A 14,553-nucleotide genomic window follows, 5' to 3' on the forward strand; every position below is an offset into this window, starting at 1 on the left:
AATAACCAATTATATTATGATATAGGTTGTTGAAATATTAAATCCCGCTTTAAGCTAAGCCTAGTGGCATACAAAATATTCAACAACCTCATGGTAAATATACCTGGGAAGAGGGGTAGATAAAATGGGAGCTAAGGAAATTCTTAAGGAAAAGGTTATTCATGCCATTGATGAAAATTGTGATAAAATAATAGACTTTGCAGAACAAATTTTTAACAAGCCAGAGCTAGGTTATCGAGAAAATCATACCACCTATAGGGTAGAAAAGGAGCTGGAAGCCCTGGGGCTTACAGTAGAAAGGGAAGTAGCCCTCACTGGCTGTAGAGCCACTTTAAATAATCAAAATAGGGGGCCAAGAATTGCTGTGATGGGGGAGCTGGATGCAGTAATTTGTATGGAACACCCAAATGCCGATGAATTTGGGGCTGTCCACGCCTGCGGGCATCATATGCAGCTTGCCGCCATGCTGGGAGTCGCCATTGGACTCATTAAAGGCGGGGTAAGTGATGAGCTGGCAGGGGCGGTAGATTTTTTTGCTGTACCGGCGGAGGAATTTATCGAGCTGGAATATCGATCAAGGCTAAAGGAACAGGGGAAAATAAAGTTCTTTGGTGGAAAGCAGGAATTAATTTATCGTGGCTATTTTGATCAGGTGGATATGGCCATGATGGTTCATGCTTTAAGCATGAACAACACAGGAAAAAATATCTTAATCGGAGCTGAAGGGAATGGCTTTCTGGGTAAAAAAATTCAATTTATAGGCAGTGAATCCCATGCCGGTGCTGCCCCTGAAAAGGGAATTAATGCCCTGAATGCTGCGGTTCTGGCCATTAATAATATCCATGCTCAACGAGAAACCTTTATGGAGAAGGATCGAATCAGGGTACATCCTATTCTAACCAAGGGAGGCGACATTGTCAATGCGGTTCCGGCAGATGTTCGTATGGAGGCCTATGTAAGGGGGCGTACATTAACTGGGATATTAGACGCTAATCACAAGGTGAATCGCTCTTTAAAGGCCGGGGCCATGGCAGTGGGAGCAACCCTGAAAATTAATGAAATACCAGGATACTTACCCTTATTAACCCATCAGCCTCTGGATGAATTATGCCATCAAAATGCGGCTACCCTGATTGCTCCGGAGCAGGTAGCTGTAGGCGGAGAATTGGGAGGATCCTTTGACTTTGGTGATTTGTCCCATTTAATGCCAACACTGCATCCCTTTATCGGAGGGGTCACAGGGGAGCTTCATACCAGGGAATTTAAGGTGGTTGACAAGGAGCTTGCCTATTTGCTGCCGGCTAAGCTAATCGCCTTAACCCTTATAGACCTGCTATATGATGATGCCAGACAAGCAAGGGAAATTCTAAATAATTTTACTCCCAGCATGACAAAGTCTGAATATCTGAAACTGCAACAGGGGCTTTCTAAAGAAATTGTATTTACCGCTGAATAAAATTTAATCAAAATTAAATCTAGTCTCATTAGTCAGTTCTTAGTAAAACAGTATTTGAGCGAAGTGTGGCGTAGCATAAAAGCTACGCCACTTCTTCATGTATCGTGTTATTTAGTTCTGGTAGAATCCCTGCCGAATCATAGCTGATGTGAATATTCTGCCTGCATTTTCCATCATAACTGCTCGAAATAGAATATTCCGTACCGCCGATTTGCCATTTCAATGTAACTTGCGGCAGTTCCAAAAAAGTTAGAGATTTTCTGTAAATTTGCAAAGTATAAGATAATTATACTACTAAATACAAGTACAGCAATGATATCTCTCTTTTACTGTATTTCAATGGTCACGCTAACCGGCAAGCAGGGGAAGGCGCTTACTAAAATAATTAAATAAAGAGAAGTTTCCATATATAGAATTCAACAGAGTAGGCAAGGAAGACTTTGTTCTTTACAAGTACTACTTATTCATCAAAAAAACTTATAAAGGTAGAAGGGTGTGGGAATATTAATATTTAACAACAAGAAAGAGGAGGATCGAAATGACAGTAGCATCTCAAGTTAAGCAAACCTACGCTTCATTAAAGGGAGCCTGTGCCACCATCAAAATGTACGGGGAATATCATCCTGATCCAGAAATAAAGGCATTATTTTCTGATTGTCACGAGAAGCTGGAGAGAATTACCCGACAGGTGGAAAAAAGGGTTGGGCAAATTGAACGGGAAGAACCTCAGTTTAAAGGCTTTTAAACAGTTGGGAGGTAAGTAAAGTGGAAGAATGGCTTTCATTGTTTGTAAGGATTATTGTGTTATTTGGTGCAGTACTTTTTTTAGCTCCTTTGGCCGGAAGAAAATCAGTCTCGGGGATGACCTATTTTGATTTAATTGCAGTTCTTGTATTGGCGGGAATGATTTCAATGGTTGCATTAAATGTGGTTGATCTGAGATTAGGGGCTTCGGCCATCGTTATCTGGTTTTTAGCCACCTTTGCTATTCAATATGCAATTCAAAAATCAAAATGGGCCCACGACCATTTTTATGGTAAAGAGGTGGTAGTGATTAAAGCAGGCAAGATCATGGAGGAAAATCTTCATAGTGCCGGTTTAACGGGGGAAGAGCTTCTTTCACAGCTAAGGAGAAAAAATATCTTTAATCTGGCTGACGTGGAATTTGCAATTATGGAGGCTAATCGAGACATTACAGTAATGCCCAAGCGGGAAAAGCAGCCTTTAACCCCCTATGATTGCCGAATTGAGGTGGATTCCGGAAAGGAACCCCAGACAGTCATATTAGACGGCAATATTCTTGATGAGCCGTTGGCCACAAGGGGCTTAAATCGTGACTGGCTTCGTACCCAGCTTGAGATAATAGGTGTTAATTTAGAGAATGTGTTTTTAGCCCAGGTGGATTCCATGGGGGAGCTGTATGTAGACTGTTATGATGATGCACTACAGCTTCCTCAAAGCTCGGCCAAGGACTTACTTATGGCAACCTTGGAGAAAATTGAGGCGGATTTTATATCCTATCATCTTGAAACAAAGAATCCCCAATGGAAGGAAAATTACAACCGGTTTGCAAAGATCGTAGGGGAAGTCATAGAAAAACTGGAGCCCCATTTGAAGGCGTGAAGAACCTATATGGTTAACGAGGTTAAAGCCAGCCCAATGAAGTTTCACCGGGCTGGCTTTATCATCCTTCGATCGAATTACAAAACCAATAGAATTTTTTAAATTTTTAAAGACTTAATTGATTACTGCCTGAACTGTGGTTCCTGTTGCTCAATATATTGTTGTCTGTTTTTCAATGTTTGTAAAGCATTTTCTAAGTTTTGAGCAATCTGTTGGAATTCCTTTTGAGCATTTTGATCCTGGGTTTCCAGTGAAAAAGTTTTTAATGTTGCCGCCGCACTTTGAATACCAGCGATGGCTTGCTGCATTTGGGTTCCTACTGTCATTAAAATCACCTCCCTTCATATCAACCCTTGGGCTTAAATATTAACGATGCTAAAAAACCAAAAATAATTGCCGATGAAATACCAGCACTGGTAACTTCAAAAATACCTGTCAATACCCCGATGATTCCGCTGCGCTCAGCTTCACTCAAGGCACCTTTTACCAGGGAGTTACCAAAGCTGCTGATCGGTACCGAGGCACCGGCACCGGCAAATTTAATTAGGGGCTCGTACAGATCCAGCCCCCCTAGAATAGCCCCGGTCACCACCAGCGTACACATGGTATGGGCAGGGGTTAATTTGAAAACATCCATAAGGATTTGGCCAATTACACAAATTCCGCCGCCAACAATAAAGGCCCAAATAAATTGTTCCATATTAAAATCCCTCCTTATGCTTCGATTGCCACAGCATGGGCAATACAGGGAATACTTTCTTTTTGCTGATACGACATTGGAGAAAGCAATGCGCCGGTGGCAATTACTAATATTCTCTTTAATTCGCCCTTTCGCACACGCTTTAATAAATGACCATAGGTCACAGTGGCGGAACAGCCACATCCACTGGCACCTGCAAATACCGGCTGCTCAGGCTTATATATTAAAAGACCACAGTCAGTAAATTTATTGGCCGGAATGGTCAAACCATGGTCACTTAATAGGTCACTGGCTATACGATGACCGATTCGACCCAGATCGCCCGTTGCAATTAAATCGTAATAGTTTGGGTCAACATCCATTTCTCTAAAATGGGTCAAGATGGTGTCGACTGCTGCAGGAGCCATGGCTGAGCCCATATTAAAGGGGTCTGAAAGTCCCATGTCTACTATTTTCCCAATGGTAGCGGCGATTACCCTGGGACCATCGCCGGTGGCTGCCACCAGCCCGGCTCCAGCTCCAGTAACGGTCCATTGGGCCGTAGGGGGTTTTTGCGCACCATATTCAGTAGGATATCGATATTGCTTTTCTGCTGCAGCATTATGGCTAGAGGCGGCTGCCAATGCATTGCCGGCTGCACCGCTGTCCACCAGCAGTGAGCCCAGGGCAAGACCTTCCATAGCGCTGGAGCAAGCACCAAATATTCCCAAATAGGGGGCCCCCAGGGTTCTGGCTGTAAAGCTGCTGCTGATTATCTGATTCATTAAATCTCCGCTGATAAAATACTGTATGTCTTCTTTTTTCATATTTGCCTTATGAATGGCAATTTCACAGGCTTCTTCCAATAGTCTCTTTTCAGCCTTCTCAAAGCTGTCCTGGCCCAGCCAGATGTCCTCATGCAATATATCAAAGTCATCTGCAAGGAGCCCTTGAGCCTCAAAGGGGCCCCCGACGGCGGCTGAAGCAATCAAGACAGGCTTATTTTTAAAGACCCAGGTTTGATGTCCCTGTTGCAAAGTAATCACCTATCCTTTTATAATTATTTTTACTAATGCCACCACAAAGGCGGAAAATACACCATAGGCAATAACCGAACCTGCTATTTTGAACATATTGCCCCCAACCCCCAAAACGTAACCTTCACTACGATGCTCGATGGCCGCAGAGGCTACGGTATTGGCAAATCCTGTTACGGGAACTGCTGTTCCGGCTCCGGCCCATTGGGCCAGGTGATCATAGATTCCCAGGCCCGTAAGTAAAACCGATGCAATAATAAGTGTCGCTGTGGTTGGATTGGAAGCCGTAATTTCTGTGAAATTAAAGTATTTTATGTAGATCATCTGGATCCCTTGGCCGATTACACAAATAATGCCTCCAATTAAAAAGGCCCTTAGGCAATTGATCAATACAGGTCGTTGTGGCTCTCTAGCCTTGGCAAAGGCCTGATATTTTTGCTGGGTAGGGCTAAGCTTTTTCTTCTTTTGACTTGACAAAGCATTCACCTTCTTTCCTTAAAACAATAATCTTGAAATAGCTTCTTACTGTATTATTTCCAGTAGTAGGGGATGTATGCCATAAAAATTCAACAGGATTCACCATAAAATTACTTATGCATATAATAGTAGGAAGGGCTGGATTTTCTTACAAAAAAATAAAATCCGAATGCCTGAAACAATGTAGGCATTTCGGATTTAAGTAAAATAAGGTTATTGAATTAATACAGTATCGTAAATATTTGCAATCATGCAAAATAGAAGGGTATAATATATTATTTTTTATATTTAATGGGTTCCACATTCCCCTTCTATTCCCTTAAGAATACCAATACCATGGGAAAGGGCCGGTAAAACCACCTCGAGACTTTCTCTAACCCCCTTGGGGCTACCTGGCAGGTTGATAATAAGGGTTTGCTTTCTAATTCCCGCCACAGCCCTGGAAAGCATGGCCTTTGGTGTTATAGTAAGGCTTTTCATTCGAATGGCTTCAGGTATACCGGGAACCAAGCGGTCAATTACGTCCAGGGTGGCCTCTGGGGTTACATCCCTGGGGGAAAAGCCTGTACCACCTGTGGTTAACACTAAATCAAGCTTTAATTCATCACACATGTAAATCATTTTTTCCGCCAGTGCAGCACGCTCGTCGGGAACAACGGCATAATCCTTTACCGTACCGCCTATATCCTTTAAAATGTCTTCAATAAGGGGGCCGCTAATGTCTTTTCTTTCTCCCCTTGAACCCTTATCGCTGGCAGTGATAATTCCAATTGTAATCATATGAATCCTCCTTTATAAAAATTAGTACTTAGTTGCATTTAAAATTGGGGTTATTCCCCGGGGCTATTTCATCCGCCCCAGTGCCTGATTGGCGACAGCGACACTATGGGGAAGCTTCACCAGGGGTAATCATAACCTGAATGTCGCAGGGCACTAGAATTTAATCCGTAGACTGGTAAAATGTGCTGAAACCTACTATAATGATAGTATAGCACAGAAATAGGGGTATGAATATGAATAAGTCTGTAGCAAATAAGAACGCAGTAAATATGTAAGGAGGGACCCTCAATGAAATTTTTAGCTAGATGGTTTGTTAGTGCTTTATCGATTTATGTGATAGCCTATTTAATGGTTGGCATTAACGTAACCGGTTTTGAAGCCACCCTTTTGGCTGCCGCTATTTTAGGAATTGTAAATACCATAATTAAGCCTTTGCTTTTATTATTTACCTTACCAATTAATGTAATGACCCTGGGATTATTTACCTTTATTATTAATGGTATCGTGTTAAAGCTGGCAGCAGGCCTGGTTTCCGGCTTTGAAGTAAGAGGATTTCTTGATGCGGTTGTTGGTTCAATTTTAATCAGTGTTGTCAATATGATTTTAAGCAGTGTTTTAGGGGTGAAAAAGCGCTAAGCATGAAAAAAGCAGTGCGGTTAAGCAACTACACTGCTTTTTGTATTAAGACCATACTCCCTGAGGATGGAAGCAGCTTTTTGAATAACTGAATCCGTTGCATCTGGTATCGCTTCCAGCGGATAATCCAGTTCAAGCCTTTTCCATTTAAACTTTCCCATAGAATGATAGGGAAGTAAATCAACCCTTTCTACGGTTTTCAGGCCTTGAAGATATTGGGCCAGGCTGACTAAATCCGCCTTGCTGTCGGTTACTCCGGGAACCACCACATGTCTAATCCAGAGGGGAATATTGTGATTGGACATGGCCTGGGCAAAATCAAGTATTTTTTGGTTATCAACCGAGGTCAAAGCCCGATGTTTTGTGGGATTCATTTCCTTTAGGTCCAGTAGAACCAAATCAACATAGTTGATCAGATCCTTTACGGCTTCGAAGGCTACAAAGCCTGAGGTATCTAAAGCAACGTGAATTCCCAGGGCCTTCAGCTCCTTTGCCAGGGCGGTCACAAAGGAAAGCTGAAGGGTAGGCTCGCCGCCACTCAGGGTGACACCACCTCCGGAGGCCTGCATAAAAGGAGTATATTTTTTAATATCATTAACCAGTTCCTCTACAGTGGTTTCTGTCCCCCCCTTGGGGTCCCAGCTGTCACGATTGTGACAATACTGGCACCGAAGGGGACAACCCTGAAGAAATACAACATATCTGATTCCTGGTCCATCTACAGTACCAAAGGTTTCAATTGAATAAATTCTGCCTTTAATGGACACGGGTCATCACCTACCTTTCTAATTCCTTTATGAGCTAATAGCACCATGGAAAGTTCTATTAATTACATCCATTTGCTGTTCTCGGGTTAGTTTAATAAAATTAACAGCATATCCGGAAACTCGAACGGTTAATTGGGGATACTTCTCGGGATGCTCTACAGCATCCAACAGGGTTTCCCTCTCAAATACGTTAACATTGATGTGATGCCCATTTTGTGAGAAATAGCCGTCCAGCAGGGAAGCGAGAATATTGATTCGCTCCTCTGGTGTCTTTCCTAAGGCCTTGGGTATGATGGAGAAGGTATAGGAAATACCGTCTAATGAATGATGATAGGGCAGCTTTGCCACAGAGGACAGAGAAGCCAAGGCTCCCTTTTCATCCCTTCCATGCATGGGATTCGCTCCCGGTGCAAAGGGTTCGCCAGCCTTACGGCCATCCGGTGTATTACCTGTCTTTTTACCATAAACCACATTTGAGGTAATAGTTAAAACCGATTGAGTAGGCAGGGCATCACGATAGGTTTTGTTCTTTTTAATGGCATCCATAAATTTCTTTACAAGGGATGCAGCAATGGAATCGGCCCGATCGTCATTGTTACCATACTTAGGGAAATCGCCATCTATTTCATAATCTACAGCAAAGCCCGCTTCATTCCTTATAACCTTTACTTTGGCATGCTTGATCGCACTTAAGGAATCGGTGCAAACTGACAAACCGGCTATTCCGCAGGCCATGGTTCTTAATACATCACGATCATGAAGGGCCATTTGAATTCTTTCATAGGCGTACTTGTCATGCATATAGTGAATGACATTCAAGGTGTTTACATATAGCTTTGCCAGCCAATTGATAAAGGTATCGAACTTCTCCATGACTTCTTCATAGTCAAGTATATCTGTGGTAATGGGTTCAAACTTAGGGCCCACCTGAATACCTGCTTTTTCGTCAACTCCTCCATTGATTGCGTAAAGCAGAGCCTTAGCTAAATTGCATCGGGCGCCAAAGAATTGCATTTGCTTTCCGATTCTCATGGCTGAAACACAGCAGGCAATTCCATAATCGTCTCCCCAATGGGGACGCATTAAGTCATCGTTTTCATATTGAATTGAGCTTGTATCAATTGAAACTTTGGCACAAAAATCCTTAAAGTTCTTTGGCAGCTTTGTAGACCATAATATGGTCAAATTTGGTTCTGGGGCAGGGCCTAGGTTATATAGGGTATTTAAGATACGGAAGGAGGTTTTGGTCACCAGGTGGCGGCCATCAAGTCCTATCCCCCCCAAACATTCCGTTACCCATGCGGGATCTCCGCTAAAAAGATCGTTATATTCGGGTGTTCTTAAGAATCTTACCATTCTGAGCTTCATGACAAAGTGGTCCATCAGCTCCTGAGCTGCTTCTTCAGTCAAGATACCTTCCTTAATATCCTTTTCAAAATAAATATCTAAAAAGGTAGAGACTCGTCCCAGGCTCATGGCTGCTCCATTTTGTTCTTTTACTGCTGCCAGGTATCCAAAATAGAGCCATTGTACAGCTTCCTGGGCATTAGCGGCAGGCCTTGATATATCAAAGCCATAGTCATTTGCCATTTCCTTTAATTCCTTAAGGGCCTTTACCTGTTCCGCCAGCTCTTCCCGAAGTCTGATTACTTCTTCAGTCATTTGTTCAACATCAAGGGATTTTATTTGCTGGATCTTTTCCTCAATCAAAAAATCTATGCCATAAAGGGCAACCCTTCGATAATCACCAATAATTCTGCCTCGACCATAGGCATCGGGCAGGCCGGTGATGATACCAGCCTTACGGGCTGCCAGCATTTCAGGGGTGTAAACATCAAATACACCATCATTGTGGGTTTTACGGTGTCGATGAAAAGTCTCACTAATTTCAGGCGATAGCTGGTAGCCATAGGCCTGGCAAGCGTTTTCAACCATACGAATACCACCATAGGGTAAAATAGCTCTTTTTAAGGGCTTATCGGTTTGCAGTCCTACAATTTTTTCACGGTTCTTATCAATATATCCTGGACTGTGGGAAACAATGGTTGATACAATTTCAGTATCGACATCAAGGGTACCCTTGTTTTTTCGTTCCTGATCCATCAATTTAGAAACTTGCTGCCAAAGCATTTTAGTAGCTTCGGTAGGTCCTGCTAAAAAGGAGCCGTCACCATCATAGGGGGTATAGTTAAGCTGAATGAAATCCCTGACATCGACCTCTTGGGTCCATTTTCCTTTAATAAAGCTGTTTGGATATTCCATTTTAATCACTCCTTTTAAGGATATAGTAGTTCTTTAAATTAAATGAAAATTATTATCTTTAATAGTATTCTACCATAAATTATGTATAATGTATACAATATTCCTCTGTATTTATTATGTTATTTTTTTACTTTTCTTTAATACAACAAAATACGGCATGATCTGCTTATTTACACCACAATGGCCTTCAAAATATAACAAAACTAGTGTTTTTTCTATGAAGGAGTTCACTTCAAATTAGTAGAATCTATAGGGGATTAAACTACAGAAGAGGAGGGGACAAGTTGTTACTAAACTACGAAATTATTGACAACAAATTAATCGTGAAGCTTGATGGAGAGCTTGATCATCATGTTTCTGAAGAAATACGCAACGATTTAGATGAGGCCATTGAACAAAAACGTATTAAAAATCTAATTTTTGATTTGAGCAATTTACGTTTTATGGACAGCTCTGGGATTGGTGTAATTATGGGACGTTATAAAAATATATCAAAGCTTGGCGGAAAGGTTGCAATTATAAAGGTTTCGGAGAAGGTAGATAAAATTTTTACATTATCGGGTCTCTATAAAATTGTAGAGAAATATGACAATTTAAATGAAGCCCTTAATCGCATGTAAAGGAGTGTTATAAATGGATTATAAAAATCACATGAAACTGGAATTTGACAGTAAATCTCAAAACGAGGCCTTTGCAAGGGTCGTGGTGGCTTCCTTTGCTGCTCAGCTTGATCCAACGCTAGAAGAAATAGCTGATATTAAAACTGCCGTATCAGAAGCTGTAACCAATGCAATTATCCATGGATATGAAGATTCCATGGGAATTGTACGGGTGATTTGTACAATTAGAAATACACAATTGGAAATATTCATCGAGGATGAAGGAAAAGGAATTAGTGATATTTCTCAGGCAATGGAGCCCCTATATACTTCCAAACCTGAGCTGGAGCGTTCTGGAATGGGCTTTACAGTAATGGAAACCTTCATGGATGAAGTAAATGTATATTCTGAGCCCAATAAGGGAACAAAAATAAGAATGGTAAAAAATTTCAAAAGCCTCAAGGTAGAGTAAGGGGTCGATAAAATGAATATTACAGGGTTATCAGGGGAACAAATTGATGTTTTAGAGCATGAAGAAACGATGGAACTCATCGCAAAGGCCCAGCAGGGGGATACAGCAGCACAGGAAACCTTAGTAAGTCATAATTTAGGTTTGGTTAGAAGCGTTATTAAGCGCTTTAATAATAGAGGCTATGAAAAGGAAGATCTTTTTCAGCTGGGGTGTATAGGCTTAATTAAGGCCATTAATAAATTCGATACCCGCTTTGATGTACGTTTTTCAACCTATGCTGTACCGATGATATTGGGTGAAATTAAGCGGTTTTTAAGGGATGATGGAATCATAAAGGTTTCTCGATCCTTAAAGCAGACCGCTTCTAAAATTAAATATTCTAAAGAACGCTTAACAAGGGAATTGGGAAGGGAAGCCACGTTGCAGGAAATTGCCGATGACCTAAAAATTTCAAAGGAAGAAATTGTTATGGCCCTGGATTCCAGTTCCCATCCGGAATATCTTTATGATGTCATTCATCACGATGATGGGGCACCTATCCATTTAATGGATAAAATTGGGGAAACCGATTCTCCGGAGGATAATGAAGTAATAGACCGGATTCTACTAAAGGATGTTATTGCCAAGCTGGAGCCAAGGGAGCGACAAATTATTATTTTGAGGTATTTCAAAGACAAGACCCAGACTGAAATTGCTGAAGTATTAGGTATTTCCCAGGTACAGGTTTCTAGAATTGAGAAAAAAATACTAAAGTCGATGAAAGACTTAATGAAGATGGCTTAATGTCATCTTTTTTTATGCTGTCAGATTGCACAGGTCTATTTTGGTTGCGAAAGTATATTAGAATTAAATATCATTTTTCGCAAATAATATGATCAAGGCAGGTGAATTAAGAATGATTAAAAAAATACTTCAACATAAGCTTAAGATTATATTGTTTGCCATGATCCTTATATTGAGCTCCTGGTTTTATTTTAATACCAGGGCCCCCAAAGAACCGCCTGAAAAGGCAGACCTGGTTTATCATACTTCTTATTATGGGGGGGATTGCTGTGGAACAACGAGAAATTTATATTCAATTTAAGGATAAGGCCAGGATTCAATTGGGTCAGAGCGTATATTTAAAGGATTTAATTGAAATTTACGGAAGCCCTGAGGATAAGAAATTAATAGAAGAAATCAAGCTGACAGACAATAGCCCTCAAGGGCCTACCAGATTTACAATCCAGATGCTCAGTGTTATTGAAATGATTAAAGCAAAATATCCCCAATATCGTATCTTTACCCTGGGTTCTTCAGAGATGCTGGTTAATTTTGTTGATGGAGATCAAAAAACCGATAGATATTTGTATATTCGGCTGGCACTGGTTTGCTTTCTTTTATTTATGGGTTCAATTACTGCCATTATTAATTTCCATTCCGACGTTGACATGAGGCAGGCCCATAAAGGAATTTATAAAATTGTTACCGGTGTCGAAACCGAATCGCCGCTTTTATTGCAGATTCCCTACAGCTTGGGAATCGGTGCCGGCATGTCGGTTTTTTTTAATCATGTATTTAAGAAACGAATTAATCAAGAGCCCAGTCCTTTGGAGGTAGAAATTTATATGTATCAGCAAAATATGGACGCCTATCTAAAGGGGAATGATGCCAAATTTGATTTAATTAAGAAGGGATCAAAATGAGTAAGGTATTGGTCATCTTTCTGGGCTTTTCCAATGGCATTATTGTGGGAAGCGGTATTGTAGCCCTCTTAACCCTATTGGATATCATTCCCCGGTTGGCACAATTAACTAAAACCTATCAATATATTACCCTATATGAAAATGTAATTATAGGTGGTGCTGTTTTAGCTGCCTATATGTCTTTGAGCGACCATATTCTAGGACTCGGTGCAATTACCGTAATCATTGTCGGCTTTTTTATTGGAACCTTTGTCGGTCTACTGGCCTCGGCCCTGGCAGAGGTGATGAATGTGATTCCAGTGGTTGTAAGGCGTTTTCGTCTGGAGGGATATGTGATTTATATTCTCTATTCCCTCATTTTGGGAAAGGTATTGGGTTCATTTATTCAATGGCTTGTAACTCCTTAGGAGGGATTTTATGTTCAATAAGCAATGCTATTACCAAAAACAATTTTCACCGGAAGTTGGAAAAAATAGAGAAGATATAATCATTCGAATCAAGATAAGAAAAAGTAAGGGGCTTGATTTAGAAGATTTAAAGCTCCATCAGGTTGTCAACGAAATTCGTTAATAGGGGTGAAGCCCGTGGCTAAAAAGTATCCTACATCAGAAATAAGGAAATACCAAGAGCAGGTAGAAAAGATCATACCAAAGCCTAATTATATAAAAAATTGTCTTTGGGCTTTTATAACCGGCGGTATAATTTGTACTGTCGGCCAGTTTATTCATAATCAAATTGAATCCAGGTTAGGCTTAACCCATTTAGAGGCCACCAACGCTACAACCTTGGTGATGATCTTTATAGGGGCACTATTGACGGGAATCGGCATATATGACTTAATTGGCAAGCGGGCCGGTGCAGGCTCAATTGTTCCCATTACAGGCTTCGCCAATTCTATTGTTTCCCCTGCCATGGAATTTAAACGTGAAGGCTTTGTTTTTGGTGTAGCGGCCAGAATGTTCTCTCTAGCGGGGCCAGTGTTGGTCTACGGCATTACCTCTTCAGTGATTGTGGGGATGATCTATTATTTTCTTAATAGGTAAGGGGGGTTCTTATGGCGGTCAAAAAAATAGGAAGTCAGTCAATTCAATTTTTAAATCCACCAGCCATTATTAAAACTGCTTCGATAGTTGGTCCAAAAGAGGGACAGGGACCGTTAAGGGACTATTTTGATCAAATTATTGATGATGATCTTTACGGTGAAGACAGCTGGGAAATGGCTGAGAGTAAATTAATGAAGGAAGCAGTTAAATTGGCAATTTCAAAGGAGGGCATAAATATTGCTGATGTCGATTATTTATTTGGGGGAGACCTTTTAAATCAGCTTATGTCTACCTCCTTCGCTGTAAGGGATTTAAAAATTCCCTTTTTTGGCCTTTACGGAGCCTGTTCCACCATGGCAGAGTCTTTAAGCCTGGCGGCGATGGCCATCGACGGAGGCTTTTCAGATTATGTTATTGCCACTGCATCCAGTCACTTTTCATCGGCAGAGCGTCAATTTCGATTTCCATTGGAATTAGGAAATCAAAGGCCCTTAACCTCTCAATGGACCGTGACAGGGGCAGGTGCAGCCCTTTTGGGTAACCGCAATGAAGGGCCCTTTATTACCCATGCTACCCCAGGGAAAATTATTGATTACGGTATCGTTGATGCCAATAACATGGGAGCAGCCATGGCTCCTGCAGCAGCAGATACCATTGTCACTCATTTTAATGATACAGGCCTGAGCCCTCAGGATTACGATTTGATTATTACAGGGGATTTAGGCAAGTATGGAAGGGATTTAGCCGTTGACTTAATCAAAAAACAAGGCTTTCAGGTAGATAAAAATTTTACTGATTGCGGCATTAAAATTTTTGATGGTATGAAACAGGATACCCACGGGGGAGGAAGTGGCTGCGGATGCTCTGCTGTAGTCCTTTGCGGTTACTTATTCAAGCAACTAAAGCTCATGAATTTAAACCGTATTTTATTGGTTTCAACAGGAGCCCTGTTTTCTCCTACCAGTGCCCAGCAAGGGGAATCAATTCCTTCCATTGCCCATGGTGTCAGTATAATCAGTAAAAAAATGAACTAAAGG

Annotated in this window: 19 protein-coding genes; 12 read left to right on the plus strand and 7 right to left on the minus strand. The window is 41.2% G+C overall.

Translation table 11 applies throughout. The features are described from left to right. Positions 1–124 precede the first annotated feature (124 nt). The 3 genes from ACYQ1I_RS15575 to ACYQ1I_RS15585 all read left to right on the plus strand — a co-directional run bounded on the left by ACYQ1I_RS15575 (position 125) and on the right by ACYQ1I_RS15585 (position 3,079). On the plus strand, positions 125–1,456 hold the full coding sequence (locus ACYQ1I_RS15575) for an amidohydrolase (protein WP_459766952.1): 1,332 nt from the start codon (positions 125–127) through the stop codon (positions 1,454–1,456). Between the two features lie 538 nt (positions 1,457–1,994). Next, positions 1,995–2,201: a DUF1657 domain-containing protein gene (locus tag ACYQ1I_RS15580; protein ID WP_459766954.1), complete on the plus strand. Its 207-nt coding sequence runs from the start codon at positions 1,995–1,997 to the stop codon at positions 2,199–2,201. A 20-nt stretch (positions 2,202–2,221) separates the two neighbouring features. Continuing rightward, positions 2,222–3,079 carry a DUF421 domain-containing protein gene (locus ACYQ1I_RS15585; RefSeq protein WP_459766955.1) on the plus strand — a complete coding sequence of 286 codons (858 nt, stop codon included), beginning with the start codon at positions 2,222–2,224 and terminating at the stop codon, positions 3,077–3,079. Between the two features lie 122 nt (positions 3,080–3,201). Here ACYQ1I_RS15585 and ACYQ1I_RS15590 read toward each other — a convergent pair whose 3' ends face one another. The 5 genes from ACYQ1I_RS15590 to ACYQ1I_RS15610 form a co-directional block, all read right to left on the minus strand. Then, entirely contained in the window at positions 3,202–3,405 is a 204-nt protein-coding gene (locus ACYQ1I_RS15590) for a DUF1657 domain-containing protein (RefSeq protein WP_459766957.1), read from the minus strand. A 20-nt stretch (positions 3,406–3,425) separates the two neighbouring features. Beyond that, positions 3,426–3,779, minus strand: coding sequence for a stage V sporulation protein AE (gene spoVAE, locus ACYQ1I_RS15595; protein WP_459766959.1), 354 nt, complete (start codon positions 3,777–3,779; stop codon positions 3,426–3,428). Between the two features lie 14 nt (positions 3,780–3,793). Beyond that, on the minus strand, positions 3,794–4,804 hold the full coding sequence (gene spoVAD, locus ACYQ1I_RS15600) for a stage V sporulation protein AD (protein ID WP_459766960.1): 1,011 nt from the start codon (positions 4,802–4,804) through the stop codon (positions 3,794–3,796). Then, the gene (gene spoVAC, locus ACYQ1I_RS15605) at positions 4,805–5,272 is read right to left on the minus strand and encodes a stage V sporulation protein AC (protein ID WP_459766962.1); all 468 of its coding nucleotides are present in this window, start codon (positions 5,270–5,272) and stop codon (positions 4,805–4,807) included. Between the two features lie 288 nt (positions 5,273–5,560). Beyond that, complete coding sequence (locus ACYQ1I_RS15610; RefSeq protein ID WP_459766963.1) at positions 5,561–6,052, minus strand: MogA/MoaB family molybdenum cofactor biosynthesis protein; 492 nt, start codon at positions 6,050–6,052, stop codon at positions 5,561–5,563. Positions 6,053–6,340: 288 nt separating this feature from the next. Here ACYQ1I_RS15610 and ACYQ1I_RS15615 point away from each other — a divergent pair, with 288 nt between their 5' ends. After that, the gene (locus ACYQ1I_RS15615) at positions 6,341–6,688 is read left to right on the plus strand and encodes a phage holin family protein (protein WP_459766965.1); all 348 of its coding nucleotides are present in this window, start codon (positions 6,341–6,343) and stop codon (positions 6,686–6,688) included. A gap of 20 nt (positions 6,689–6,708) precedes the next feature. Here the strand turns inward: ACYQ1I_RS15615 and pflA are convergent, their stop codons facing one another. Further along, positions 6,709–7,455 carry a pyruvate formate-lyase-activating protein gene (gene pflA, locus ACYQ1I_RS15620; RefSeq protein WP_459766966.1) on the minus strand — a complete coding sequence of 249 codons (747 nt, stop codon included), beginning with the start codon at positions 7,453–7,455 and terminating at the stop codon, positions 6,709–6,711. A gap of 27 nt (positions 7,456–7,482) precedes the next feature. After that, positions 7,483–9,717 (minus strand): formate C-acetyltransferase, encoded by a 2,235-nt coding sequence (pflB, locus tag ACYQ1I_RS15625; protein ID WP_459766968.1) that lies wholly within the window; start codon positions 9,715–9,717, stop codon positions 7,483–7,485. A gap of 284 nt (positions 9,718–10,001) precedes the next feature. On the opposite strand from pflB, the gene spoIIAA reads away from it, so the two are divergent. From spoIIAA to spoVAD (ACYQ1I_RS15665), 8 genes are all read left to right on the plus strand, one after another. Then, the gene (gene spoIIAA / locus ACYQ1I_RS15630; RefSeq protein WP_459766969.1) at positions 10,002–10,337 is read left to right on the plus strand and encodes an anti-sigma F factor antagonist; all 336 of its coding nucleotides are present in this window, start codon (positions 10,002–10,004) and stop codon (positions 10,335–10,337) included. 13 nt (positions 10,338–10,350) lie between these two features. Next, entirely contained in the window at positions 10,351–10,788 is a 438-nt protein-coding gene (spoIIAB, locus tag ACYQ1I_RS15635; RefSeq protein ID WP_459766971.1) for an anti-sigma F factor, read from the plus strand. 12 nt (positions 10,789–10,800) lie between these two features. Then, positions 10,801–11,571 (plus strand): RNA polymerase sporulation sigma factor SigF, encoded by a 771-nt coding sequence (gene sigF / locus ACYQ1I_RS15640; RefSeq protein WP_459766972.1) that lies wholly within the window; start codon positions 10,801–10,803, stop codon positions 11,569–11,571. A 269-nt stretch (positions 11,572–11,840) separates the two neighbouring features. Beyond that, the gene (locus ACYQ1I_RS15645) at positions 11,841–12,473 is read left to right on the plus strand and encodes a stage V sporulation protein AA (protein ID WP_459766974.1); all 633 of its coding nucleotides are present in this window, start codon (positions 11,841–11,843) and stop codon (positions 12,471–12,473) included. Next, positions 12,470–12,880 (plus strand): stage V sporulation protein AB, encoded by a 411-nt coding sequence (locus ACYQ1I_RS15650; RefSeq protein ID WP_459766975.1) that lies wholly within the window; start codon positions 12,470–12,472, stop codon positions 12,878–12,880. The genes ACYQ1I_RS15645 and ACYQ1I_RS15650 overlap by 4 nt, the downstream gene beginning before the upstream one ends. Positions 12,881–12,890: 10 nt before the next feature. Beyond that, complete coding sequence (locus ACYQ1I_RS15655; protein WP_459766977.1) at positions 12,891–13,043, plus strand: hypothetical protein; 153 nt, start codon at positions 12,891–12,893, stop codon at positions 13,041–13,043. A gap of 14 nt (positions 13,044–13,057) precedes the next feature. Beyond that, entirely contained in the window at positions 13,058–13,516 is a 459-nt protein-coding gene (gene spoVAC / locus ACYQ1I_RS15660; protein WP_459766979.1) for a stage V sporulation protein AC, read from the plus strand. Positions 13,517–13,527: 11 nt separating this feature from the next. Beyond that, entirely contained in the window at positions 13,528–14,550 is a 1,023-nt protein-coding gene (gene spoVAD, locus ACYQ1I_RS15665) for a stage V sporulation protein AD (RefSeq protein WP_459766981.1), read from the plus strand. Positions 14,551–14,553 lie beyond the last annotated feature (3 nt).

Source organism: Alkaliphilus crotonatoxidans, assembly GCF_054658015.1.

Coding starts and splice junctions, on each gene's coding strand:
- ACYQ1I_RS15575 (WP_459766952.1), top strand. CDS start 125: ATGGGAGCTAAGGAAATTCTTAAGGAAAAGGTTATTCATGCCATTGAT.
- ACYQ1I_RS15580 (WP_459766954.1), top strand. CDS start 1,995: ATGACAGTAGCATCTCAAGTTAAGCAAACCTACGCTTCATTAAAGGGA.
- ACYQ1I_RS15590 (WP_459766957.1), bottom strand. CDS start 3,405: ATGACAGTAGGAACCCAAATGCAGCAAGCCATCGCTGGTATTCAAAGT.
- spoVAE (WP_459766959.1), bottom strand. CDS start 3,779: ATGGAACAATTTATTTGGGCCTTTATTGTTGGCGGCGGAATTTGTGTA.
- ACYQ1I_RS15610 (WP_459766963.1), bottom strand. CDS start 6,052: ATGATTACAATTGGAATTATCACTGCCAGCGATAAGGGTTCAAGGGGA.
- ACYQ1I_RS15615 (WP_459766965.1), top strand. CDS start 6,341: ATGAAATTTTTAGCTAGATGGTTTGTTAGTGCTTTATCGATTTATGTG.
- pflB (WP_459766968.1), bottom strand. CDS start 9,717: ATGGAATATCCAAACAGCTTTATTAAAGGAAAATGGACCCAAGAGGTC.
- spoIIAB (WP_459766971.1), top strand. CDS start 10,351: ATGGATTATAAAAATCACATGAAACTGGAATTTGACAGTAAATCTCAA.
- sigF (WP_459766972.1), top strand. CDS start 10,801: ATGAATATTACAGGGTTATCAGGGGAACAAATTGATGTTTTAGAGCAT.
- ACYQ1I_RS15650 (WP_459766975.1), top strand. CDS start 12,470: ATGAGTAAGGTATTGGTCATCTTTCTGGGCTTTTCCAATGGCATTATT.
- ACYQ1I_RS15655 (WP_459766977.1), top strand. CDS start 12,891: ATGTTCAATAAGCAATGCTATTACCAAAAACAATTTTCACCGGAAGTT.
- spoVAD (WP_459766981.1), top strand. CDS start 13,528: ATGGCGGTCAAAAAAATAGGAAGTCAGTCAATTCAATTTTTAAATCCA.